We start from the raw sequence: 23,281 nt of genomic DNA, 5'->3' as shown, positions 1-23,281 counted from the left end.
CTATATCTTATTTAAAAATCCAACTCTTTTATATTTTATCTCGACTAGATCGCCTACTTCATATTTTTCTATCTCTGGTGAAAACACCCCACTAAATCTCTCTTTACCTATCAAAAGGCTCATGCTTGTGGCTAAATTTTGTCTAACAACTCTCGTATTTAGCGCGCTTATCCTACCGATCTTTTTCAAGCTACTCTAGCTCCTCGGCGATCTCTAAAACTTCAAAATACTCATTTTCTAGGCACTCAAGCTCAGTTTTTGCCTTTTCAAGCTCTTCATAAAGCTTAGCTAGGCCTACTTCTTGATAAATTTTTGGATCGCTTAAACCTTCATTTAGCTCAGAAATTTTTGCTTCAAGGGTTGAAATTTTATCTGGATATATATTTAAAATTTGTGTTTGTTTGTAGCTTAGCTTTACGCCGGTTTTGCTTTTTTGTTTGGCTTCATTTTGGCTATTTGAGAGCTCTTTTTCAAATTTATCAAGCTCTTTCATCTCATCTTCAAGTTCCAAATAGACGCTATACTCCTCGTGCAAGACATTTATCTTTGTCCCCTCAAATGCCCAAAGCTTATTTGCCATCTTATCGACAAAATATCTATCGTGGCTAACTAGCAAGATAGCCCCTTCAAAGCTTTGCAAGTAGTCTTCTAAGATATTGATAGTTGCGATGTCAAGGTCGTTTGTCGGCTCGTCAAGTACCAGTACATCGTAAGTTTTAGTAAAAAGAAATGCAAGCGCGACGCGGTTTTTCTCGCCACCACTTAAAACGCCTATCTTTTTATCTAGAAATTCCTTTGGAAAGAGGAAATTTTTAAGATAGCCATATACGTGCATATTTCGCCCACGAACCAGCACGTGATCGCCGCCATTTGGGCAAAATGTTTCTATAAGGCTCTTGTCATCATCAAGGACATTTCTAGCTTGATCAAAGTAGCCGATGCTCACCTCGCCTCTTTTTATCTCGCCGCTACTTGGCTTTTCAAGTCCTAGCAAAATTTTAAGTAGCGTGCTTTTGCCGCTGCCGTTTCGTCCGACTATGGCGATCCTCTCGCCTTGCAAAACTCTTGCGTCAAATTTCTCAAAAAGCACCTTGTCGTCTATGCTTTTGCTCAAATTTTTAAACTCAAAGAGCATTTTTTTGCGGTTTTGGCTCTGTGTTTGGTTGAAATTTTTACTTGCACGCTCCAGCTCAAGCCTCACGCGCCTTATCACGCCTGGATTTTTCTTGGCCTCTTCTCGCATAGCAAGCACCCGCTCTTTTCTACCCTCGTTTCGCTTTAGCCTAGCTTTTACGCCGCGCCTTAGCCACTCCTCTTCAGCCTTTAGCTGTTTTAGTAGCGTCTCATGCGACTTTGCAAGGCTTGCTAAAATTTCCTCTTTTTTGGTTAGATAGTTTGCATATCCACCCTCGAAATTTTTTAAGTTTGCATCCTCGACCTCAACGCACCTAGTAGCGAGCGTATCGATAAAATACCTATCGTGGCTTATAAAAACTATACTTTGATTTGAACCCTTTAGCATATCTTCAAGAAATTTGACCATGTAAACATCAAGGTGGTTTGTCGGCTCATCAAGCAGCAGCACATCAGGCTTTTTAAGGATGAGCGCACCCAGTGCCACGCGTCTGATCTCGCCACCACTTAGCGAGCAAATGGGTCTATTTTCATACTCTTTTAGCTTAAATTCTTGCAAAATTCGCTCGATCTTGTGCTCGATATTCCAGCCGTCCTTTGCCTCTATAAATTTTAAAAGTCTCTCTTGCTCTTTTAAAATTTCTTTGTTTTCAGGATCATTTGCTAGTAAAACGCCGCTCTTTTCATATTCGCTTATCGCGTCAAATATCTCTTTTAGCTCGTTATTTAGTGCCTGCCTTACGGTAAAAGTTGCGTTAAAATTTGGAGTTTGAGCTAACATCTCGACGCTTATTGAGTTTTGTACTATGCGCCTACCACTATCTACTGCCACCTCGCCAGAGATGATCTTCATAAGCGTGCTTTTACCGCTGCCATTTTTACCGATGATCGCTATCTTTTCATTTTCATTTACACTAAAATTTACAGCGTTTAAAATCTCATTTGCGCCAAATTTTTTACTTACGTCTATCAGGTCGATTAATGCCATTTTTCTCTCATTTTTTAAATTTCTCGCGATTATATCAAAAGGGAGCTAAAACCTAATTTTGGCTATAATCGCCAAAATTTTTAAAATAATTAAGGAAAATTTAATGAACTTATCTATGAGAAAACTCGTAGTTCCGATATTTTTGGATATGTTTTTACACTTCATTACACTCATTATCAACACCTACATGGTTACAAAAGTGAGTGTGCATCTAGTTGGTGCAATGGGTGCTGGTAATCAAGTGATGGATCTTTTTATGACCATTTTTAACTTCCTAAGTATTGGCTGTTCAGTCGTCGTAGCTCAAGCACTGGGAGCTAAAAAGAACGATCTTGTTTCAAACGTCATACATGCAAGCATCACGTCAAATACGCTCTTTGGCATCTTTTCAGCTATCATCATCTACGTCTTTGGCTACAACATCTTAAATTTACTAAACGTGCCAAAAGAGCTTATAAATGATAGCTTCTCATATCTTCACATCCTTGGCTTTGCCTTACTTTTTGACGGTATCGGCATGGTGCTAGCTGCAGTACTTCGTGTTTATAACCTAGCAACTGCTGTTATGCTAACTTCAGTTTTAATGAACGTAATTACGATTTTAGGCAATGCTATCTCCCTTTTTGGCTGGTTTAATCTACCAAATTTAGGCCTACAAGGAGTTGCCATCTCAACACTTATTGGTAGACTAGTAGGCATTTTTGTGCTAGCTTATATGCTGAGTCAAAAGGCAAAAGTTAAAATTTATTTTAAAAAGCTACTTGTCGTGCCATTTGAAATTTTAAAGAAAATTCTCTCAATCGGCCTTCCAAGCGCAGGCGAAAATTTACTCTGGATGGCGCAATACATGGTCGCTTTTGGCTTTGTGGCAAGTATGGGCGAGGCTAGCCTTAGCGTGCAGACCATTTACTTTCAGATCACGCTTCTTATCTTGCTTTGTGGAGCAAGCATTAGCGTGGCAAACGAGGTCATTGTAGGACATTTAGTTGGAGCAAGCGAGTTTAACGAGGCCTATACAAGGACATTTAGGGCGCTAAGGCTTGGAGTTTTTATAACGCTAGTAGTCGTGCTTATAGCTTATGCACTAAAGCATCAAATCATGGACGCACTAAATTTAAACGAAAATTTACGTGCGATCATGCTGCCACTTTTTACACTTTCGATATTTCTTGAAGCGGGCAGAACCTTTAACATTGTCATCGTAAATGCCCTTCGTGCAAGCGGCGACGCAAAATTTCCTCTTGCGACTGGCCTTATCTTCATGTGGGGGCTTTCACTGCCACTTGGATATTTTTTAGGTATCTATCTTGGTTGGGGGATTATCGGCGTTTGGATAGGGTTTTGTGCTGATGAATGGCTAAGAGGCCTTGCAAATACGTGGCGTTGGAGAAGCAAAAAATGGCAAGAAAAACGCCTAGTTTGAAGCAAAAAAGCGCAATTTTAGACTTTTATGGGCTAAGCGTCTTAATAAATTTTAAAAAAAATGTAAGAGCCATGCGCCTAAGAGTTGGCAAAGATGCTAAAATCACGCTTTCTATGCCATTTTACAGCACACAAAAGATGGCTCTGGCATTTTTAGAAAGTCATAAAATTTGGCTTGAAAATTCCTACAAAAAGGCACTTGCAAATTTACCAAAAGATGATGAAATAAAATTTCTTGGAGAAATTTACAAGATCAAATTTGATGAAAGCATAAAACAGCCATTTTTTGATGGCGAGTTTGTCTTTACTCCAAATTTAAAAAGCCTTGAGCGTTTTAAAAAAACAAGAGCAAAAGAGCTATTTTTAGAGCTTGTAAGCCATTTTGAGCCTTTCATCGATAGGCCAATTAACCGCATCGTCATACGAAACAGCAAAACTCGCTGGGGCAGCTGTAATCACAAAAAAGGCTATATAAACTTAAGTATAAGGCTTATCGAAAAGCCACTTTCAGCCGTGCGCTATGTAGTGCTTCACGAGCTTACCCACCTACTCTATCCGCATCATCAAAGCAGCTTTTATAAATTTATAGAACGTATCATGCCTGATTATAAAGAGCAAGAAAGAATTTTAAGAGCGTAATTTATTTTCATCAAGTAAGTGTAAAAATTAATATGCTAAAATTGCATGTTAATTCACAAAAAAAGGGAATTTCAATGAAAAAAATGATTTTTATCTCAATCTTAGCTGCTTGTGCTTTTGCAGGTAACTTTGAAGATGGACTAAAGGCATATGGGAGCTCAAATTTCAAAGAAGCTTTAGCTAAATTTGAGGCAGGGTGTGCAGAAAATGATGCGAAATCATGCGTAAAAACTGGCGCCATTTATCAGCTAGGCAAAACAGCAACACCGGATCTAGACAAGGCTTTGGAGTATTATAATAAAGCTTGCCAAAGCGGTGAAAAAGAGGGTTGTTCGGCAGCTGGTGGGCTTTATCTAAATACTGAGCCGCAAAAAGCAAGAGAACTTTTTAATAAAGCTTGTGATAAGAATGATGGATATTCTTGCGAGATGGCAGGTTCTATCTTGATAGAAGCTAAAGAATTTAAAAAAGCTTATGAATTTTTAGTAAAAGGCTGCGAATTAGGCGATAAGATGTCTTGCGAATTTGCAGGAGATCTAAGACGCTCAAAACAACTATAATTTTTAGGCTTACGAGCCTAAAAATTTCTTAAAACAAAAAAATCCAAAAAATACTTATTTTAAATAAAAATTACCCAAAGTATAAAGGTAGTCTAAAAATTTATATTAGAAATTTAGGCAAGAATGCTCTTGCCTAAGATTAGATTATTTTTATTTGATCAAGTGGTTTATCTTTAATGCCCCATTGAGTCATAAAAACAAATCCATAAAGCACAGCAGCTACGATATAAGCAGTGTATTCGTTTGGTATAAGATTAAATTTCGCACATATATTTGGCACAAGAGCTAGTGGCACAACAGGGATCAAAAGAATACGCTCCCAAATTCTAAGTTTTGTGACATAGTAGCCTTGAAGTAAGCTTGAAAAAGCAAACATTCCCACGATCGCCATACCAAAGACAAGTAAAATTTCAAGCGGATTGCTCATCCAAACGATCCCTTTTGAGTCAAGCGGATCGCCCTCGTTTACGCTTTCTATCAGCATAAGTTTATTGTTAAAGAAAAAGGCAAATGGCAAGATCGCCGTTCTTAGGTCGTAAAAGAATCCTTGAACGCCAACAGTTATAGGATTTGCTTTAGCGATACCAGCTGCTGCATAAGCTGCGATGCCAACTGGTGGCGTATCATCAGCTAAAATTCCAAAGTAAAAGACAAAAAGATGTACGGCAATGGCTGGGATCAAAAAGCCATTTTTATGCGCTAAAAATAAAATAACAGGTGCCACAAGACTTGAAACTACGATGTAGTTTGCCGTCGTTGGAAGGCCCATTCCTAGTATAAGTGACATCATCGCAGTAAGAAGCAATATCATAACTATATTATCACCAGCAAGTAGCTCAACTAAATCTGAAAGCACTTGACCAAGTCCAGTTAGAGAGATAGAACCCACGATAATACCTGCAAGTGCAGTTGCAATGGCGATCGTTGTCATACTTTTTGCGGCTGCAACCATCGCCCAAAATATATCTTCAAAGCCTATTAACACATCATTTATTCCAACTTTTTCGCCACTTGCTAGCTTTTTAACTGGCTCTTGAAAGATCATTATTAAAAATAAAAATCCAATCGCATTAAACGCCGCAGCGATGGCTGATTCTTTTGCGATTAATAGTGTATAAAGTAAAATCAAAATCGGAGTTATATAGTGAAGGCCACTTACAAAAATTTTAAATCTTGAGTGAAACTCGCTTTGATTTATACCTTTTAAGCCAAGCTTGACGCTCTCTAAATGAACGATAAAAAATAGTGACAAATAGCAAGCAAACGCTGGAATTACCGCTGCCATCATAACATTTGTATATGTCATGCCTAAAAACTCAGCGATGATAAAGGCAGCTGCACCCATGATAGGAGGCATAAGCTGTCCATTTACGCCAGCAGCAACCTCGATAGCACCGGCTTTTGTGCGTGAAAGACCGGCTTTTTTCATAAGTGGTATGGTAAATGTGCCAACTGTTACAACATTTGCTGTGGAGCTGCCTGAAACCATGCCTGTTAGGCCACTTGCGATGACTGAAGCCTTAGCTGGACCGCCTCTATATTTGCCAAGAAGAGAGAAAGCTAAATTTATGAAATATTGCCCAGCTCCTGCCCTCTCAAGCAACGAGCCAAAAAGTACAAAGAGATAGATAAAACTAACGCTAACTCCGATAGGCACACCAAATATACCCTCTGTCGTTAAAAACATATGACCTGCGATCTTTTCAAAGCTGGCACCCTGATGAGCGATGATGTCTGGCATATAAGGGCCAAAGTGATCATATATCAAAAATAATATACAAATAATTGGAAGTGCTGGCCCCATTACGCGCCTACCAGCCTCAAGCAAGACAATGATCGCTAGAAACGATATTACGATATCTTGTGTAATATAATCCCCAGTCCTATCAGCTAGTTCATAAAAATAAACCGCTGGATAAAGCACAGCAACAACGCCTACTACACAAAAGACCAGATCGTAAAATGGCAAACTAGAATGTGCCTTTTTATGAAAAGTGACTGGATAAAGCAAAAATACAAGACCCACCGCAAAGGCTAGGTGAATTGAGCGCGAAATGTTAGTATTTAGCGGAAAATAAGCTATATAAAGCTGAAAAACTGACCAAGAAAAGCATACGATCGCAATGAAATAGTTGTAAAAATTGCTATTTATCTCCCTTGTTTTTACTTCGACAAATTGTTCTTCGTTGTCTTTGACTTCGTTCATCTCTCTCCTTTAAAATTTAAATATATAAATTCAAAAGAATTTGTATATTTAAATTTTATCCAGAGGCAAAAGCCTCTGGAAATTTAGACTATTTTAAGATGCCGGCCTCTTTAAATGCAGCCTCTGCAGCTGGGTGAAGCGGAGCTGAAAGACCTTGAACAAGATCTTCTTTGTTTACTGATTTTAGCGCTGGGTGAAGAGTTTTATACTCATCAAAGTTATCTAAAATAGCTTTTATCACAGCTTTTACAGCCTCGTCCTTTGTATCTTTATTGGTTACCAAAACAGCTTTTACACCGATAGTATTTACATCGTGATCGACGCCATCATATGAGCCTTTTGGGATCACACCTTTTGCGAAGTATGGTTTTTCTTTAAGAAGGTTATCGATCTCACTGCCTTCGATATTTAGGATATCAATCGGTAAAGATGTCGCAGCATCAGTGATGTTTGCGGTTGGGTGGCCGACAACAAAGCTATAACCATCTATCTTTTTATCTTTTAGTGCGTGTGGGCATTCGCCAACTGTTAAAACGCCGCGGTATCCTAGTTTTGAAACGTCAAAGCCTTTTGCTTTAAAGACTTCAAGTGTACTCACTTCGTTGCCACTGCCTGGGTTTCCGACGTTATATTTTTTACCTGCAAATGAAGCAAGATCGCTTGTTAGACCACTATCTTTTGCCACAACAAATGCAAGAAGCTCAGGATAGATCGCAACTACTGAGCGTAAATTTTCATCTTTTGCTCCGTCAAATTTTCCAGTGCCGTTATATTTATCATAAACAACATCACTTTGAACAAAGCCAAATGTAAGCTCTTTTTTGAGGACGTTATTTACGTTGTAAACCGAGCCGCCAGTTGATTGGACTGAGCATTTTACATTAGTATTTTTGTTTGCTAAACGGCAAATCGCTCCACCTATTGGATAATAAGTACCTGTCATGCCACCAGTACCGATACTGATAAATTCTTTTGCTGAAAGAGTTGTTGCTAAAAGCAAGCCAGCAAGTGCCAAAGAAGTAGTTTTCATCTAAGATCCTTTCAAGAAATTTAAGGCTATTTTATTCTATAAATTTAGCTTTTTACCTTATTTGATATGATATTTTCATGCCGTTTTGGCAAAGTTGCAACCATTCTACACAATCAAGACTTAAAAAAATATTTTCTTAAGATTAAATTTATATTTCTTTATCAGTCAAAATAAATTTGATAAACCAGCTATTTAAATATCATTTTTTATTGTATAATCCACCGCAGTTCTAAGTTTTAGAAAAACTGTTGCAAATTTACAACTAATCAATAGCTTTTATAAATGTTAATAACAATCAAATTTTGGAGGTTTTTATGAAAAAATCACTTATGTTGGCCGCTTCTATGCTACTTTTATCTTTAAATTTCGCTTCTGGTGCGGATGAAAAAACGCAAGTTAGCTTTAGTGGCTCATCTACTCTAGCTCCGGTCATCGCTAAAATTTCAACCGACTTTATCGAAAAGTACGAGACTTGGGATAAAGTAGATAGTGCTTTACCAAACAAAAACATCACTATTTTCGTCTCAGCTGGTGGCTCTGGCGCTGGCGTAAAAGCTGTGCTTGATCATGTCGCTGACTTTGGCATGCTAGCTCGCGACATAAAAGATAGCGAAAAAGCAAAGATCAAGGATATGAAAGCCTATACGCTTGGTATAGATGCACTTTGCGTGGCTGTAAATCCAGAAAATGAGGTGATAAAGCTAAAGGGCGGAAATTTGAGTAAAGATGAGATCGTCAAAATTTTCTCAGGCGAGTATAAAAAGTGGAGCGATCTTGATAAATCCCTACCAAATGACGAAATAGTCGTAGTTACAAGAGATCTTGGTGGCGGTGCTCACGAGGTATTTCAAAAAAAGATCATGAAAGATGTCAAAGTTAGCAAAAACGTCATCCAATCACCTTCGATGGGCGCGCTTATCTCAAAGATTATCGAAAATAAAAACGCTATTGGCTACGCTTCTTTTGGTATCACAAACCAAAACAAAGGCAAGCTAATACCGCTAAATGTTGACGGCGTGGAGCCAACTGTGAAAAATATAGTTGATGGCAAATACTACATCTCTCGTCCGCTCATCATCGTAAAAAGTGGCGATCTAAGCAGGAGTGAGCAAATTTTTGTTGACGTGCTAAATTCAGCCGAAGGTCAAAAGACTATAGAAAAAATGGGATTTATACCAGTAAAATAGTCTAATGACAGGACAAATTTTTAAAGGCGGGGTATATACTTTCACACTTTTATCCGCCATGCTTTTGCTTTTACTCGTGGGGTTTTTGCTGCTAAATTCCACGAGTTTTTTTGCAGAAGTAAGTCTCTTTGACTTCTTACTAAATGGCGACTGGGACGTTAGCACAGAACCTTTTAGTTTTGGACTTTTTAATATCCTAGTCGCAAATTTCGCAGTTGCATTTCTAGCTTGCATATTTTCATTTTTTATCTCGCTTGGCGTTACTATATTTATATGCTTTTTTGCGAGCGCCTGGCTTAGGCATGTGCTAGACTGGATGATACGAATACTAGCCGGCATACCCTCTATTATCTATGGATTTTTTGCGCTTTACACGGTTGTAAAAATTTTAGAGTTAGGGCTAAAAATGTCTGCTGGCGAGTCAGTCTTGGCAGCTAGCCTCATCCTTAGCGTCATGATACTGCCATTTTTTACTTCGCACTTGCTCCAAAGCGTGGGTCTGCTAAAGCAAAATTTTAAAACAAACTCAGACGCGCTTGGCGTAAGCACAGGATATTTTATAAGAAAAATAATTTTTATGAAATCTATAAAAGCTAGCATTTCAGGCTTTATACTAGCATTTTCAAGGGCAGCTGGCGAGACGATGGCTGTGATGATGGTCATAGGCAACACCCCGCTTTTTCCGCACCTACTCTCAAAAGCTCAGACCATACCATCTCTAATAGCCCTTGAAATGGGTATGAGCGAGGCTGGTAGCCTACACTATCACGCCCTTATTGCAAGCGGATTTGTCCTACTTGTTTTTATATTTTTGCTAAATATTTTTATCTTTAAATTTGAGAAAAACAATGAACGCTTTTAAAGATTTTATAGTCAAATTTTACGCCTATCTTTGCGTATTTATAGTGGTTGCGGTGATATTTTGGATATTTTATTTCATCTTTGCAAATGGCATCTCTCAGATAAATTTAGACTTTCTAACTAAAAATCCGCAAGGTTTAAATTTAGGTGAGAGTGGTGGCATAAGAGACGCTATCATAGGCTCATTTTTGCTGATGATACTATCTATGATATTTTCTGCGCTCCTTGGCGTTAGCTGCGCCATTTATAGGCAAATTTACTGCACTTCTAGCACAATAAAGCTTGGGCTTAAATTTATCATCCAAACGATGGCCTCAATACCTTCTATCTTGCTTGGGATGTTTGTTTATGGGCTTTTTATCGTTAGTCTTGATATCCCAAAGAGCCTGCTAACAGCTAGCATTACGCTTGCTTTGATGGTCTTTCCATTTGTTGAAGTTAGCACAGAAAAGGTGATCTCGCAGATCGATGAGAAGATATTAAGAGATAGCTTCGCACTTGGCGTTGATAAAAATTTCATGGCTAGAAAGCTGGTTTTGCCAGCTATTAGAAAAAATATCATATCTATCTTGATACTAGCTGGTAGCTACGCCATAGGGGCTACTGCGCCACTACTTTTAACTGGAGTTGTCTTCATGGCAAAGGCCGAAGGGCTACTCTCGCCGGTCATGGCACTGCCTTTTCATCTGCACATGCTCCTAAGCCAGTCAGTCGCAACGCAAAATGCCTATGCCACGGCGCTTGTGCTCATTTTTATATTGATCATTTTGCACCTGCTTTCAGCCGTAGTTTTATTTGATATAGGAGAGAAAATTGCCAGATATTTTAAACATAAAAGATCTTAGTATCTTTTACCAAGACAATGAAATTTTAAAAGATCTAAATTTAAGCGTCGCCAAAAACGAGATCATCTGCTTAATGGGCAGCTCAGGATGTGGTAAATCGACATTTCTATCAGCGCTAAATGGCTTTTTGGAGCAAAAGGGCGGTAGATATAGCGGAGAGATCCTATTTAAAGGCGAAAATATCAAAAATAAGGGCAAAATTTGGCTCAGACGAAAGCTAGCCATACTCTTTCAAGACGCCACGCTCTTTCCTTTTAGTGTCGAGAGAAATTTGACCTATGCGATGGAATTTTATGAAGGTAGCATAAAAGATAAGCAAAAAAGAGTAGAGGAGCTCTTAAAAAGCGTAAATTTACTGGGCGAAATAAACGACCTAGATATGCCAGCTAACAAGCTCTCTGGCGGTCAAAAGCAAAGACTTTGCATCGCAAGGATGCTAACTACAAAACCTGAAGTGCTCATGCTTGACGAGCCTTGCTCATTGCTTGATATGAAAAATGTCTTGATCATAGAGGAGCTTTTAAAAAGCTTGTCGCAAAGATACACCATCATCATCACCACGCACAACGAAGAGCAGGCAAAAAGGCTTGGTGGCAGGATAGTTCGCATAGTGGATAAGAAATTTGCATTTTAAAAGAGCTAAAAATTCTAGCCCTAATTTTAGTCGATAAACCTCTTTGTGATATTTGCGTAGGCATCTATCCTGCGGTCTCTTAAAAATGGCCAAATTCTTCGCACTTCTTCACTTCTTTTCATGTCTATTTCAACGATCTTGCAAAGCTCATCTGTGCTATTTGCGCGGAAAAGCTGCTCGCCTTGTGGCCCAAAAACAAAGCTATTTCCCCAAAATTTTATCCCATTCATTACGCCGCTATCATCTTTTTCAAAGCCCACACGATTTACTGCAACAACTGGCAGGCCATTTGCCACACTGTGACCTCTTTGCACCGCCACCCACGCTTCAAGCTGTCTTGACTTTTCATCATCACTATCGCCCTCAAACCAGCCAATAGCAGTTGGATAGATGAGAATTTTCGCCCCTTTTAGCGCCATGAGCCTTGCCGCCTCTGGATACCACTGATCCCAGCAGACCAAAACGCCAAGCTTGCCAAGGCTGGTTTCAACTGGCTCAAAGCCGATATCGCCAGGCGTGAAGTAAAATTTCTCGTAAAATCCAGGGTCATCAGGGATGTGCATTTTTCGGTATTTGCCAGCTACGCTGCCGTCACGCTCAAAGACAAAGGCGGTGTTGTGATAAAGGCCGTCAGCCCTCTTTTCAAAGAGCGAAGTGACTAAAACCACGCCATTTTCTTTTGCAACCCTACCCCAAAAAGCGACGTCCTCTTGCCAGTCGTTTGCATGATCAAAGAAATTTGTATCCTCGCTTTGGCAAAAGTACTGCGTCTGGTGCAGCTCTTGGCAGACGACTAGATCGGCACCGCCTTTTTTTGCCTCAGCTATTAGCTCAAGCGTCTTTGCGATGGTCGCCTCTTTTGTCCCTTTAAATTCTTGTTGAAGTAATGCTACTTTCATCTCTTTTTCCTTCTTTGTCGTTGTATGGGTCTAAATGTGTGGTTATCTGCCACGAATAATCTTTAAATTTCTCTCTTATCTCAGCTTCAAGCGAGTCGGCCACCTCGTGCGCATCGTAAAGCGAGATATCTTTGTCAAAAACTAAATGCAGCGTTAAAAATATGGTATTTGCGCTCTGTCTTGTGTTTAGGTAGTGAAAATCAGAAATTCTCTGCTTTGCCTTTATCATCTTGATGATCTCATCTGTGACTTCAGGGCTTGCTGCATGATCTAACAAGATACCAAAAGCGTCTTTACCTAAATTTATAGCGCTTTGAGCGATGTAGCCGCTTATCACGATGCCAAAGATCGCATCTATCATCACAAATCCGCTAAATTTAATGATAAGAAGAGAAATAATGACAGCAAGGTTGCTAAAAAGGTCGATCTTATAGTGCAGCGCGTCTGCTTTTATGATAAGGTTTCCACTTTTTTTAGAAATTTGGTTTAAAAATAGCACCAAACATAGCGTCACTACGACTGAAAATACCATCACGCCAAGGCTTAAGCCAAGGTCTATCTCTAAATTTGGCTCGCTAAATTTCTTAACGCTCTCATAAAATATATATCCAGCAGCAGCCACGATGATGGCACACTCAAATAGTGCTGCTAAGGCCTCTAGCTTTGTATAGCCAAAGTTAAATCTCTCATCGGCTTGCTTTCTTGACTTTCTAAGTGCAAATAAATTTAAAAGCGAGACTATAAAATCAAGCATCGAGTCAATCGCTGAGCCAAGCACAGCGACCGAGCCGCTAAAAAGCCCAGCTGTAAATTTCACAAGTGCGAGTAAAAAAGCGCAAGCTCCAGCTGCGATAACAGCCTTATTTTCGCCCTGCGTGCACTCCTGCTTATTTATACGGTTAAACTCATAATCAAACGGACTTGACAAGACTAAGACCTTTTATATCTATTTTGGCTTGAGCAGTGAAGCGAGCCATTTTGACGGACAAAAACTAGTGAATTTACACCGATGATCTTTCTATCTGGCAGTGCCTTGGCAAGTAATTTTAGTACCTTTTCATCGTTTTCGTCATTATATGTTGGCACGATTAGCGCACCATTTATAAAGATGAAGTTTGCATAAGTGCAACCAAGCCTTTTGCCATCATAAAATTTAGGTTTTGGTAGTGGCAGAGCAAGCAGCTTAAAGCCAGTTTTTTTAAGCTCGTCCTCCATCTTTTTAAGCTCATCAAAGTGCTCATCACTCTCATCTTCGCAGCTCGCATAAGCGATAGTATCAGGTGTGATAAAGCGCGCTAAAGTGTCGATGTGGCTATCTGTGTCATCGCCTTTTATAAAGCCATTTTCAAGCCAGATGATACGCTTTAAGCCAAATAAATTTTTTAGTTTTTCTTCGATCTGCTCTTTGCTAAGCGATTTGTTTCTATTTTCATTTAGCAAGCATTTTGAAGTGGTTAAAAGCATGCCATCTCCGTTAAATTCGATGCTTCCGCCCTCTAGTATCATATCAACTGGCTCAAGCTTGGTCTTGTAAATTTTAGCTAGCTCCAAATTTATCGCATCATCTTTTGAGCTCTTAAATTTACCGCCCCAAGCGTTAAATTTAAAGTCATAGCTCTTCACACCATCTCCAGCACAAACGTCGATCATACCGTAGTCTCTGATCCAAGTATCATCAGTATCAAGCTTAACAAACTCTACATTTTTAAATTTCTTAAATCTAGCAAAATTTGCCTCATCTGGGCAAATGAGTACTACCTTCTGATAGGGCGTAATAGCAGCCACTAGCTCCTCATAGCTAGCCAAAATCTCCTCTAAATAGGGCTCCCAGTCGCTCTTACTATGTGGCAGCGATAAAAACAAAAGCTCCTGCTCTTCCCACTCTGCGTAAGCTCTCACGCTCTCTCCTTATAAATTTTATAAATTCCATAAATTGTAATGATTATCCAAAAGACCTCTATCAAAAATGAACCGAGGTTAAAGTGCACAAAAAGCGAGATTATAAGCAGCACCGCACCTACTAAATTTATTATCTGGTAGGCTAGATCGCGGCTATTTAGACGGCCGATCTGGAGTAAAAAGTAGCCCATCACGATGCAAATCATCCCTAAAAAGCCGATGATCTGAAAAAGATCGATCAAATTTTATCCTTTTTGTAAGCTTAAATTTAAAGCGTGATCATATCTAATTAGTTTTAAATTTATGATTATGGGATAAAATAACTCCATTTTTCAGATTGGATTAAAGTTTATGGATTTTGAGTTTATTGAGAAATTTTACCCCCTTTTTGTAAAAGCTGGGCTTCTCACCTGCCAGATCGCCTTTTTAGGGATCGTTTTTTCTATTTTGATAGGCATTTTTTGCATGGCTGTGAAATTTTACAAGCTAAAATTTCTATCAAAAGTGATTGACTGCTATGTCGAGCTCTCAAGAAATACGCCACTTCTTATACAGCTTTTCTTTTTATATTATGGCTTGCCAAAGCTTGGAGTGTCGATGAGCGGCTTTGCCTGTGCGGTCGCTGGGCTTAGCTTTCTTGGTGGTAGCTATATGAGTGAGAGCTTTAGGCTTGGTTTTGAGGCGGTTAGAAAGTCGCAGATAGAAGCAGGACTTAGCATCGCACTTAGCAAAAATCAGCTCTTAAGATATGTTATCTTGCCTCAAGCATTTAGCGTAGCGGTACCAAGCATTAGTGCAAATATTATCTTTTTGCTAAAAGAGACAAGCATCGTTAGTATCGTAGCCCTTGCCGATCTAGTTTACGTCGCAAAGGATCTCATCGGGCTTTATTACAAGACAGACGAGGCACTTTTTATGCTAGTAATTAGCTATCTCATCATCATCTTGCCAGTCTCGCTAGTGCTTAGCTATATCGAAAAAAGGGTGAGAAATGCAAGGAGTTAGTATTTTATTTGATACGCAAAATTTACTAAGACTCTTTGATGGTCTAGTTGTTAGCACAGAAATTTCATTTATCTCTATCTTTATCTCTATAATCGGTGGCTTAGTGCTTGGTGTGCTTATGAGCATGAAAAACAAATTTATCTATTTTATTTTAAAAATTTGCCTAGAAATCGTTCGCATAATGCCTCAGATCGTTTGGCTATTTTTATTTTATTTTGGTGTCAGCAAGGCGTTTGATATCCACATTTCAGCATTTACAGCCTCACTCATCGTCTTTAGCTTGTGGGGAATTTTTGAAATGATGGACATCGTGCGTGGAGCGATAACATCGATACCAAAACATCAATTTGAATCAGCCGCCTCACTTGGGCTTAGTAAATTTCAAATTTACTCTCACGTCATCATCCCACTTGCCACAAGAAGGCTAGTGCCTGGAGCTGTAAATTTACTAAGCCGTATGATAAAAACGACCTCTATAGTCGTGCTAATTGGCGTTGTAGAGGTGGTCAAAGTCGGTCAGCAGATCATCGAGCGAAATGTATTTACAAATCCTATGGCACCATTTTGGATATACACGCTCATATTCTTTTTATATTTTGTGATCTGCTATCCAGTCTCAAAACTATCAAAAAAACTAGAAGAAAAATGGAGTTAAAATGAGCGAAAACATATTAGAACTTAAAAAAATAAACAAATTTTATGGAGAGCTTCACGCCTTAAAGGATATAAATTTAGAGGTAAAAAGCGGTGAAGTGGTCGTGCTTCTTGGCCCATCAGGCTGTGGCAAAAGCACAACTCTTAGATGTATAAACGGCCTTGAGAGCATCGCTAGCGGTGAGATAATAATCGATGGTGAAGTGATTGATGCTAAATTTAATGATTGGCAAAGGATCCGCCAAAAAGTCGGCATGGTCTTTCAAAGCTACGAGCTCTTTGATCATATGAATGTAATAGACAACGTCCTTCTTGGGCCTTTAAAGGTGCAAAAAAGAGATAGGGCCGAGGCTGAAAAAACCGCTGATATGTGGTTAAGCAAGGTTGGACTGCTTGATAAGAAATTTGCCTACCCAAAGGAGTTAAGTGGCGGTCAAAAGCAGCGCATAGCAATAGTAAGAAGCCTTTGTTTAAACCCTGAAATTATGCTATTTGACGAGGTTACGGCTGCGCTTGATCCAGAGATCGTTAGAGAAGTGCTTGATGTTATACTAAATTTAGCCAAAGATGGAATGACGATGCTAATAGTTACACATGAAATGAGCTTTGCAAGGGCGGTTGCAAACAAGATCGTATTTATGGACAATGGAGCGATCGTGGAGATCAGCGAGCCGGAGGAATTTTTTACCAACCCAAAGAGCGACCGCGCAAAGAAATTTCTAAATTTATTCTCGTTTTAGAAAAAATAAGAGATAATTTGCCGTTTTTTCAAAATGCGTTTAGGGCGAATTAACCCGCTCTTATTTATTTAAATTTTTTATAAGGAGAAAGAGTGAGAAAATTTAAATTTTTCTTATTAGCATTAATCGCTACCGTCTTTCTAACGGGTTGTGGTAATGACAAAGGTGCCGACACGGCAAAAGCTGCTTCAAATGAAGCTGATGCGATCGCAAAGATCAAAGAGCGCGGATATGTAAGAATTGGCGTTTTCAGCGACAAACCACCATTTGGCTATGTCGATAAAGACGGCAAAAACCAAGGCTATGATATTTACTTTGCAAAACGTATCGCAAAAGATCTACTAGGCGATGAGAGCAAGGTAAAATTTGAGCTAGTAGAGGCTGCTGGTAGAGTTGAAGTTTTAGTAGCTGATAAAGTAGATATCACGCTTGCAAATTTTACAAAAACACCTGAGCGCGCACAAGTTGTTGATTTTGCGCTTCCATACATGAAGGTTTCACTTGGCATCGTAAGCCCTGAAGGTGCAGTGATAAAGAGCATCGATGAGCTAAAAGACAAAACCTTAATCGTAAATAAGGGTACAACCGCAGACGCGTTTTTTACAAAAAATTATCCTGACATTAAGCTTGCAAAATACGACCAAAATACTGAAACATTTGCAGCTTTGGTTGATAAAAGAGGTGCTGCACTAGCACATGATAATGCCCTACTTTTTGCCTGGGCGAAAGAGACTCCAGGCTTTGTTGTAGGCGTTGAAGCACTTGGTGATGTGGACGTGATAGCACCAGCTGTTAAAAAAGGTAACAAAGTTTTACTTGACTGGCTAAATAATGAGATCATTGAGCTTGGAAAAGAAAATTTCTTCCACAAAGACTATGATGCTACACTAAAACCGATCTACGGCGATAGTGTAAATCCAGAATCACTTGTCGTTGAAGGCGGCAAACTATAAAAATTTGGAGGGTATTTAACCCTCCCGTTTATCTTTATTAACTCTATCTCTTATTGCATCGTAAACCAAAACCCCGAAGACAGACAGCATCAAACTAGATAAAAATGCGATCGCAATTATGATCGTTTTTTTAGGTTTGACCGGATTATTTGAGATAACTATATCGGAAACTATCTGCGTGTTTTGGTGATTATAGGGCTTTAATGCAAGCTCTACGAGAGATCTTTGATCTAAAAGCTTATTTAATTCCTCGGTTTGTAAATTTACTAATTCTCTTTGCAAGGACGGTAATTTATCATTAACTAAGATATCTTTTTCCGCCTGCATATTTTCTAGCTCTACGCTAACTAACCTATCTAATCTATTCTGCGCATCAGGTTTAGACTTTGTTAATAATACTTGCTTTTGCTGCTCAAAAGCTATTATACTTTGCTCCAAATTCGAAATTTGATTATAAAGACCTTGTTCCATCATTTGGCGAAGTATAATATTTTCAGACGCACCCATATTTTTATTGGTGCGAAGTTTTTCTAGCTCTGCTTCATATTTTTTTAATCTTTGCGTATTTAACTCTATATTCTTTCGCACCGACGGAATACTTATATCGTCTATTGCCGATATTTCACGCCGTGCAGCAGGTATAGTAGCGTCTTTCATATATGCTATTTGTCTATCCATACGAGGTATCTGCGTTGATTTTATATATTCTATCTGCTGTTGCTTTTCCACTATGACGTTGTTTTTTAAGAAATTTATCTGACGTTCTATGTTTGCAAGCTGAACCTTTTTTAATTCGATATATGCGTTTATAGCATTTTGATGCTCGCTAGCCAAATCTTCTACCATTTTATTTATCTGTTTTACGGCCGTATCGTTACTCTTTGCGACGACCTCTATGTCAAAAAACTTTTTATTATTTTTTACCTCTGATATCTTTTCTACTTTATAGTCAAGCCCTTCGACATCTTTAAGTAGGTCGATATACTTTATCGTTAATTTTTGTACATTATCGGCGGTATTTGCTATTAATATTTCTTCGCCGTTATCATTCTTGTAGTAACCCGTCTCAACTAAAGCCGTAGCCTTATATAAAGTTGTACTTATAAAAGCATATATCACAGCCAATAAGGTAAAAATACCAGTTATCATACAAATTTGCTTTTTATAATTCCATATTTTTTTACTCAGCTCAAATAAGTCTACTTCGCCGTTCTTAGAAATATCTACTTGGTTCATTTATTTCCTTTTTTAAATTTCAAAACTATCATCTATTGCTTGGCATATTATATGCCCGAATAGTATATGCATCTCTTGAATACGTGCAGTATCATTTGATGGAACAATTAAATTTAAATCACATGATTCGTTCATTAAACCGCCACCTTTACCACTAAAACCAATTCTTTTCATACCAATTTTTTTTGCGGCCTCTAGTGCCTTTATAATATTTACACTATTTCCGCTGGTTGAAATAGCTATAATAAGATCTTCTTTTTTACCAATAGCAAATACCTGACGAGCAAATACCTCGTCATATCCATAATCGTTGCCAATAGCTGTTAAAGCAGAGGTATCTGTAGTCAATGCAATACCAGCAAGAGGTAGTCGCTCAGATTTGTAACGGCCAGTTAGTTCTGCCGCAATGTGCTGTGCGTCACCAGCACTTCCACCATTACCACAAAGCATGATTTTACCGCCGGCCTTTAAAGTTTTTATGGCTTCTTCACAAACAATTTCAAGATCTTTGCCTAAAGCAAAAGAATCTTTTATTGTATTTAGATGGGATTCAAATTCGCGAACAACCATATTAAGCATTTTTTATCCTTTTGATTATATTTGTAGTACTTTTTCCATCAACAAAATCTGTAAGTACAACCTTATTGGCATACTCGCTTCCTACAACTTTTTTGTCTGTATAATCAGCTCCTTTTACTAAAATATTAGGTCTTAAAGCTTTAATTAGTTCTATTGGCGTGTCTTCGTCAAAGATAACTATGTAATCACTAAATTCCAACACAGCAAGCATTGCCGCCCTATCATATTGTTTGTTTATAGGACGCCCATTACCTTTTATCCTATTTATACTATCATCAGAATTTAATCCAATTATCAAAATATCCCCAAGCTCTTTGGCTTTTTGCAAATAGCTAATATGACCTAAATGTAAAATATCAAAACAACCATTTGTAAATACTATAGTTTTATTTTCTCTGTTTATTTTTAGCATTTGGTTTAATGTTATAATTTTACGCTCAAAGCCATTTTTGATTCCTTTTAGGCTATTTATTTCATCCCATGTAGCATCTGCGCTTCCAACTTTTCCAACAACAACAGCTGCAGCAAAATTTGCATTCTCAATAGATTCTTCAATATCCATATTAGAAGCCAGACAATATCCAAGAGTGGCCAAAACACAATCCCCGGCGCCCGTTACATCAAATACATCTCTAGCATGAGTAGGAAAAATTTTCATACAATCATCAAAAAAAGCTATACCATTTTCACTAAGTGTAATAAGCGAGTAATCCAAATTAAAATTATCCTTTAACATCTCAAGAGCAATTTGTACATCAGCTTCACTGTTAATCTCTAATCCCAAGGCACTAATGGCTTCTTTTTTATTAGGGGTTAAAAGAGTTGCCCCAGAATATTTAGAGTAATCTTTTCCTTTAGGGTCAACCAACACCTTTTTGCCAAGTTCTCTTGAAATTTTTATAACTTCTTGCGTTAAAGTGTTGCCAAGAACACCTTTCCCATAGTCACTGAGTAAGACAATATCATATTTTGCAATAATGGATGAAAGTTTATCTAAATTTTGCTCATCAATATATACCTCACCAACGGTTTCGCTATCAAGACGTAAAATTTGCTGATGAGAAGCCATTATCCTACTTTTTATACTTGATTTACGTCCATCTTGTCTTACGATAAGCTCGACACTAGCACCTCTTTCTTTTAAAAGAGCCAAGATCTCATCGCCAATACTATCGTTACCTATAATGCTTACTACGCCAACATTTGCTCCTAGCGCAATAGCGTTAGAAATAACATTGCCACATCCTCCAAGTCTTTTTGTTTCTTTTTCTATACCAACAACCTGAACAGGGGCTTCAGGAGATATACGGTCGCATCTACCCCATATATAGTGATCTATCATCAAATCACCAATAACTAAAATTTTAACCATTTAACTCATCCTTAAAAATTCTTTTAATTTCTGGCAAATAATCTCGTACGCCATCTTCCAAAGTAAATTTAGACTTATATTTTAATATTCTACACGTATCTTGTATATCTGCTTCTGTATAAAATTGATATTGGGAAGTAAATGGATTTGGTATATAGGTATTACCAAAATCTACACCAAGTTCATTTTGCAAAATATCTGCAATATCTTGAAAGCTCCTGGCTTTTCCAGTGCCAACGTTAAATACACCACTGACGTTAGAATTCATTGCTTTTTCATTAGCCTGCAACACATCATTGATATATACAAAATCTCTTAAAATTGTATCACTACCATTAAATAAACATGGAGCTTTTCCAGAAAGGATCTGAAGTCCAAATTGTAACACCATTGATGCAGTTTTGCCCTTAAAAAATTCATTTGTTCCATATACATTAAAATACCGCAAGCCTACAACTTGCACATTATTTTGCAAGGAAAATCTCATACCTATTCGATCCATCATAAGCTTACTAAACCCATAAATATTTTTTGGATTTTCGCAGATAGAACTGCCAACCTTTGATTGCTGCCCATATTTTAAATTTCCATAAGTTGCACCAGAGCTAGCATAAATAAGTTTAGCCTTTAAATCTTTTGCAATATTAAAAGACTATAAAAAGTATTAACATTTACATTCATAAGCTCATTTTGCTCTGAAACAGTTGTATCGGAAATCGCAGCCTCATGAAAAATTATATCTGGAGAGAAATCGCGAATAATTTGTATTGTTTTGTTATCGCAAATATCTCCACAATAAATATCTCCCTTAAAGTCTATTAAATTTTTAAAATGACCAAAGCTTTTAATATTACCGTTAGTAAAAGTTTTTTCACCACTAAAAGAGTCAACAACCAAAACATCATGATTTAAATGAAAATATTTTGCTAAATTTGAACCTATAAAACCAGCCCCACCAGTTACAACAATTCTCATAGATATTCCTTTGCCTTATTATAAACATCAAGTACGCTTGTAAAACCATTATCCTGGCTCAATAAAAAACATGATTTTAAACCAGCTCTTTGACCTGCTTGTATGTCTGTATCTTTATCTCCTATTAGTATTGACTCTTCTAGATTTATATCAAATTCTTCTTTTGCTTTAAAAATCATTCCTGGTTTTGGCTTGCGACACCCACATTCATCCCCAAGATGTAGGCAATAATATACTTTTCTTATTTCCATATTAAAATTTAAAAATTTATCAACCATATATTGTGTCAAAAGAGCAAAATCGTCTTCATTATAATACCCGCATGCTATACCAGATTGATTTGTAATAACCAAAATAATATATCCAAGCTTTGAAAAACCATTTAAGGCTTCAAATATACCATCACAAAATTTAAAATCTTCTATGCGATAAATATAGCCATTGTCTATATTTATCGCACCATTCCTATCTAAAAAAGAGCTTTTTCCAATCATGCTCCCTTTCGTCCAATTATTACACCTATTGTTTTAAAGATAATTCTAATTTCTAACCAAATCGACCAGTATTTAATATAATAAAGATCATACATCAATTTCTGCTTTGCATCCTCAGTGCTAGAGCCATAAGGATAATTTACTTGTGCCCAGCCGGTTATGCCAGGCCTAACCAAATGCCGTTCATTGTAGTATGGGATCTCTTTCTCATAGTTTTTGACGAGTATATCCCATTCTGCCCTAGGTCCGATTAGGTGCATATCTCCTTTTAGGATATTTTTATATTGAGGTATCTCATCTATTCTTGTTTTTCGCATAAAATTACCGAATTTAAAGACTCTATCATCATTTTCGCTCGTATATGGGTTATGGTAAGAATTCTCATGCATTGTGCGGAATTTATAACATTTAAAAACTTTTGTATTAATTCCAACTCTGTCTTGAGTGAAGTACAGCGATCCAGGCGATTCTTTGTCAATCTTTTTTTGTACATACGATTTTATAAAAAAATGAGATAGTATTAAAACTATGCAACCAATATAGTCAATCGTACGTTTTATGGTATATTCAAGACTATTATATGATCTAATATTGCTTAAAAAATTTAAATCTCTATCATCGTCTGGCATATAGCATTTATATAGAAATTTTTCTAAAAATTTTTCAATTGTTATGATCTTGATGTGCTTTTTTTGAATACGAAACTGCAATAAAGTAAGATATTTAATCATTTTAGGGTCAACATAGACTCTGGTATTTATTATTAGGTATTTATAGCTATTTTTTTCTATAAGAGACTCTAACTCTAAACGAATATCACGAGAATTTTCTTCACTATAATCAATAATATCTATATGCTTAAATTTTCTTTGCAATACTTTCAATTCTAAATCTATGAAATTATACTTTTTACCTATAACGAGCATAAGCTATCCTTTGATAGAGATATATGTTATCACATCATCTTTG

General features: G+C 37.5%; 24 protein-coding genes and 1 pseudogene. 11 read left to right on the top strand and 14 right to left on the bottom strand.

All coding sequences use genetic code 11. The features are described 5' to 3' along the window. Positions 1-189 carry a hypothetical protein gene (locus CYP64_RS10050; protein WP_181001708.1) on the bottom strand — a complete coding sequence of 63 codons (189 nt, stop codon included), beginning with the start codon at positions 187-189 and terminating at the stop codon, positions 1-3. A gap of 1 nt (position 190) precedes the next feature. After that, positions 191-2,122, bottom strand: a complete 1,932-nt coding sequence (abc-f, locus tag CYP64_RS07445) for a ribosomal protection-like ABC-F family protein (protein WP_103649264.1) — start codon at positions 2,120-2,122, stop codon at positions 191-193. Between the two features lie 103 nt (positions 2,123-2,225). On the opposite strand from abc-f, the gene CYP64_RS07440 reads away from it, so the two are divergent. From CYP64_RS07440 to CYP64_RS07430, 3 genes are all read left to right on the top strand, one after another. Beyond that, positions 2,226-3,545: an MATE family efflux transporter gene (locus CYP64_RS07440; RefSeq protein WP_103649263.1), complete on the top strand. Its 1,320-nt coding sequence runs from the start codon at positions 2,226-2,228 to the stop codon at positions 3,543-3,545. Continuing rightward, positions 3,521-4,183 carry a M48 family metallopeptidase gene (locus tag CYP64_RS07435; RefSeq protein WP_258032985.1) on the top strand — a complete coding sequence of 221 codons (663 nt, stop codon included), beginning with the start codon at positions 3,521-3,523 and terminating at the stop codon, positions 4,181-4,183. Before CYP64_RS07440 ends, CYP64_RS07435 begins: the two co-directional genes overlap by 25 nt. A 74-nt stretch (positions 4,184-4,257) precedes the next feature. Next, positions 4,258-4,743: a tetratricopeptide repeat protein gene (locus tag CYP64_RS07430; protein ID WP_103649261.1), complete on the top strand. Its 486-nt coding sequence runs from the start codon at positions 4,258-4,260 to the stop codon at positions 4,741-4,743. Positions 4,744-4,882: 139 nt separating this feature from the next. On the opposite strand, the gene CYP64_RS07425 is transcribed toward CYP64_RS07430, so the two are convergent. Then, on the bottom strand, positions 4,883-6,949 hold the full coding sequence (locus CYP64_RS07425; RefSeq protein WP_103649260.1) for a TRAP transporter permease: 2,067 nt from the start codon (positions 6,947-6,949) through the stop codon (positions 4,883-4,885). 88 nt (positions 6,950-7,037) lie between these two features. After that, positions 7,038-7,979 (bottom strand): TAXI family TRAP transporter solute-binding subunit, encoded by a 942-nt coding sequence (locus CYP64_RS07420; RefSeq protein ID WP_103559235.1) that lies wholly within the window; start codon positions 7,977-7,979, stop codon positions 7,038-7,040. A gap of 314 nt (positions 7,980-8,293) precedes the next feature. Between CYP64_RS07420 and CYP64_RS07415 the strand changes: the two genes are divergently transcribed. The 4 genes from CYP64_RS07415 to CYP64_RS07400 are packed head-to-tail and all read left to right on the top strand — an operon-like array spanning position 8,294 to position 11,506. Continuing rightward, positions 8,294-9,166, top strand: a complete 873-nt coding sequence (locus tag CYP64_RS07415) for a phosphate ABC transporter substrate-binding protein (RefSeq protein WP_103649259.1) — start codon at positions 8,294-8,296, stop codon at positions 9,164-9,166. 4 nt (positions 9,167-9,170) lie between these two features. Further along, complete coding sequence (locus CYP64_RS07410; RefSeq protein WP_103649258.1) at positions 9,171-10,028, top strand: PstC family ABC transporter permease; 858 nt, start codon at positions 9,171-9,173, stop codon at positions 10,026-10,028. Then, complete coding sequence (locus CYP64_RS07405) at positions 10,015-10,872, top strand: PstA family ABC transporter permease (RefSeq protein WP_103649257.1); 858 nt, start codon at positions 10,015-10,017, stop codon at positions 10,870-10,872. The genes CYP64_RS07410 and CYP64_RS07405 overlap by 14 nt, the downstream gene beginning before the upstream one ends. Further along, complete coding sequence (locus tag CYP64_RS07400; RefSeq protein ID WP_103649256.1) at positions 10,841-11,506, top strand: phosphate ABC transporter ATP-binding protein; 666 nt, start codon at positions 10,841-10,843, stop codon at positions 11,504-11,506. Before CYP64_RS07405 ends, CYP64_RS07400 begins: the two co-directional genes overlap by 32 nt. A gap of 26 nt (positions 11,507-11,532) precedes the next feature. On the opposite strand, the gene CYP64_RS07395 is transcribed toward CYP64_RS07400, so the two are convergent. The 4 genes from CYP64_RS07395 to CYP64_RS07380 are packed head-to-tail and all read right to left on the bottom strand — an operon-like array spanning position 11,533 to position 14,546. Further along, complete coding sequence (locus CYP64_RS07395; protein ID WP_103649255.1) at positions 11,533-12,405, bottom strand: carbon-nitrogen hydrolase; 873 nt, start codon at positions 12,403-12,405, stop codon at positions 11,533-11,535. Next, positions 12,374-13,333: a cation diffusion facilitator family transporter gene (locus tag CYP64_RS07390; protein WP_103649254.1), complete on the bottom strand. Its 960-nt coding sequence runs from the start codon at positions 13,331-13,333 to the stop codon at positions 12,374-12,376. The genes CYP64_RS07395 and CYP64_RS07390 overlap by 32 nt, the downstream gene beginning before the upstream one ends. A 2-nt stretch (positions 13,334-13,335) precedes the next feature. Beyond that, the gene (locus CYP64_RS07385) at positions 13,336-14,304 is read right to left on the bottom strand and encodes an agmatine deiminase family protein (RefSeq protein WP_103649253.1); all 969 of its coding nucleotides are present in this window, start codon (positions 14,302-14,304) and stop codon (positions 13,336-13,338) included. Next, complete coding sequence (locus CYP64_RS07380; RefSeq protein ID WP_009293649.1) at positions 14,301-14,546, bottom strand: CBU_0592 family membrane protein; 246 nt, start codon at positions 14,544-14,546, stop codon at positions 14,301-14,303. Before CYP64_RS07380 ends, CYP64_RS07385 begins: the two co-directional genes overlap by 4 nt. A 109-nt stretch (positions 14,547-14,655) precedes the next feature. Here CYP64_RS07380 and CYP64_RS07375 point away from each other — a divergent pair, with 109 nt between their 5' ends. The 4 genes from CYP64_RS07375 (at position 14,656) to CYP64_RS07360 (ending at position 17,656) form a co-directional block, all read left to right on the top strand. Next, the gene (locus CYP64_RS07375) at positions 14,656-15,309 is read left to right on the top strand and encodes an amino acid ABC transporter permease (protein WP_103649252.1); all 654 of its coding nucleotides are present in this window, start codon (positions 14,656-14,658) and stop codon (positions 15,307-15,309) included. Further along, positions 15,296-15,964: an amino acid ABC transporter permease gene (locus CYP64_RS07370; RefSeq protein WP_103619005.1), complete on the top strand. Its 669-nt coding sequence runs from the start codon at positions 15,296-15,298 to the stop codon at positions 15,962-15,964. The genes CYP64_RS07375 and CYP64_RS07370 overlap by 14 nt, the downstream gene beginning before the upstream one ends. 1 nt (position 15,965) lies before the next feature. Then, positions 15,966-16,703 carry an amino acid ABC transporter ATP-binding protein gene (locus tag CYP64_RS07365; RefSeq protein ID WP_103649251.1) on the top strand — a complete coding sequence of 246 codons (738 nt, stop codon included), beginning with the start codon at positions 15,966-15,968 and terminating at the stop codon, positions 16,701-16,703. A 92-nt stretch (positions 16,704-16,795) separates the two neighbouring features. After that, entirely contained in the window at positions 16,796-17,656 is an 861-nt protein-coding gene (locus CYP64_RS07360; protein ID WP_021091264.1) for a cysteine ABC transporter substrate-binding protein, read from the top strand. Positions 17,657-17,671: 15 nt separating this feature from the next. Here CYP64_RS07360 and CYP64_RS07355 read toward each other — a convergent pair whose 3' ends face one another. The 6 genes and pseudogenes from CYP64_RS07355 to CYP64_RS07330 form a co-directional block, all read right to left on the bottom strand. Beyond that, entirely contained in the window at positions 17,672-18,892 is a 1,221-nt protein-coding gene (locus CYP64_RS07355; protein ID WP_103649250.1) for a Wzz/FepE/Etk N-terminal domain-containing protein, read from the bottom strand. A gap of 12 nt (positions 18,893-18,904) precedes the next feature. Beyond that, a complete protein-coding gene (gene gmhA / locus CYP64_RS07350; protein WP_103649249.1) occupies positions 18,905-19,471 on the bottom strand; it encodes a D-sedoheptulose 7-phosphate isomerase in 567 nt (188 codons plus the stop codon). Next, positions 19,464-20,843: a D-glycero-beta-D-manno-heptose 1-phosphate adenylyltransferase gene (gene rfaE2 / locus CYP64_RS07345; protein ID WP_103649248.1), complete on the bottom strand. Its 1,380-nt coding sequence runs from the start codon at positions 20,841-20,843 to the stop codon at positions 19,464-19,466. The genes gmhA and rfaE2 overlap by 8 nt, the downstream gene beginning before the upstream one ends. Further along, a pseudogene (gene rfaD, locus CYP64_RS07340) lies at positions 20,836-21,818 on the bottom strand (ADP-glyceromanno-heptose 6-epimerase). Before rfaD ends, rfaE2 begins: the two are co-directional and overlap by 8 nt. After that, the gene (locus tag CYP64_RS07335) at positions 21,815-22,312 is read right to left on the bottom strand and encodes a D-glycero-alpha-D-manno-heptose-1,7-bisphosphate 7-phosphatase (RefSeq protein WP_103649247.1); all 498 of its coding nucleotides are present in this window, start codon (positions 22,310-22,312) and stop codon (positions 21,815-21,817) included. Before CYP64_RS07335 ends, rfaD begins: the two are co-directional and overlap by 4 nt. Continuing rightward, entirely contained in the window at positions 22,309-23,238 is a 930-nt protein-coding gene (locus CYP64_RS07330; protein WP_103649246.1) for a sugar transferase, read from the bottom strand. Before CYP64_RS07330 ends, CYP64_RS07335 begins: the two co-directional genes overlap by 4 nt. Between the last annotated feature and the right edge of the window lie 43 nt (positions 23,239-23,281).

It is taken from the genome of Campylobacter concisus (genome assembly GCF_002913945.1).
GTDB classification, from domain to species: domain Bacteria; phylum Campylobacterota; class Campylobacteria; order Campylobacterales; family Campylobacteraceae; genus Campylobacter_A; species Campylobacter_A concisus_P.
This window is presented reverse-complemented; position numbering and strand designations above follow the sequence as displayed.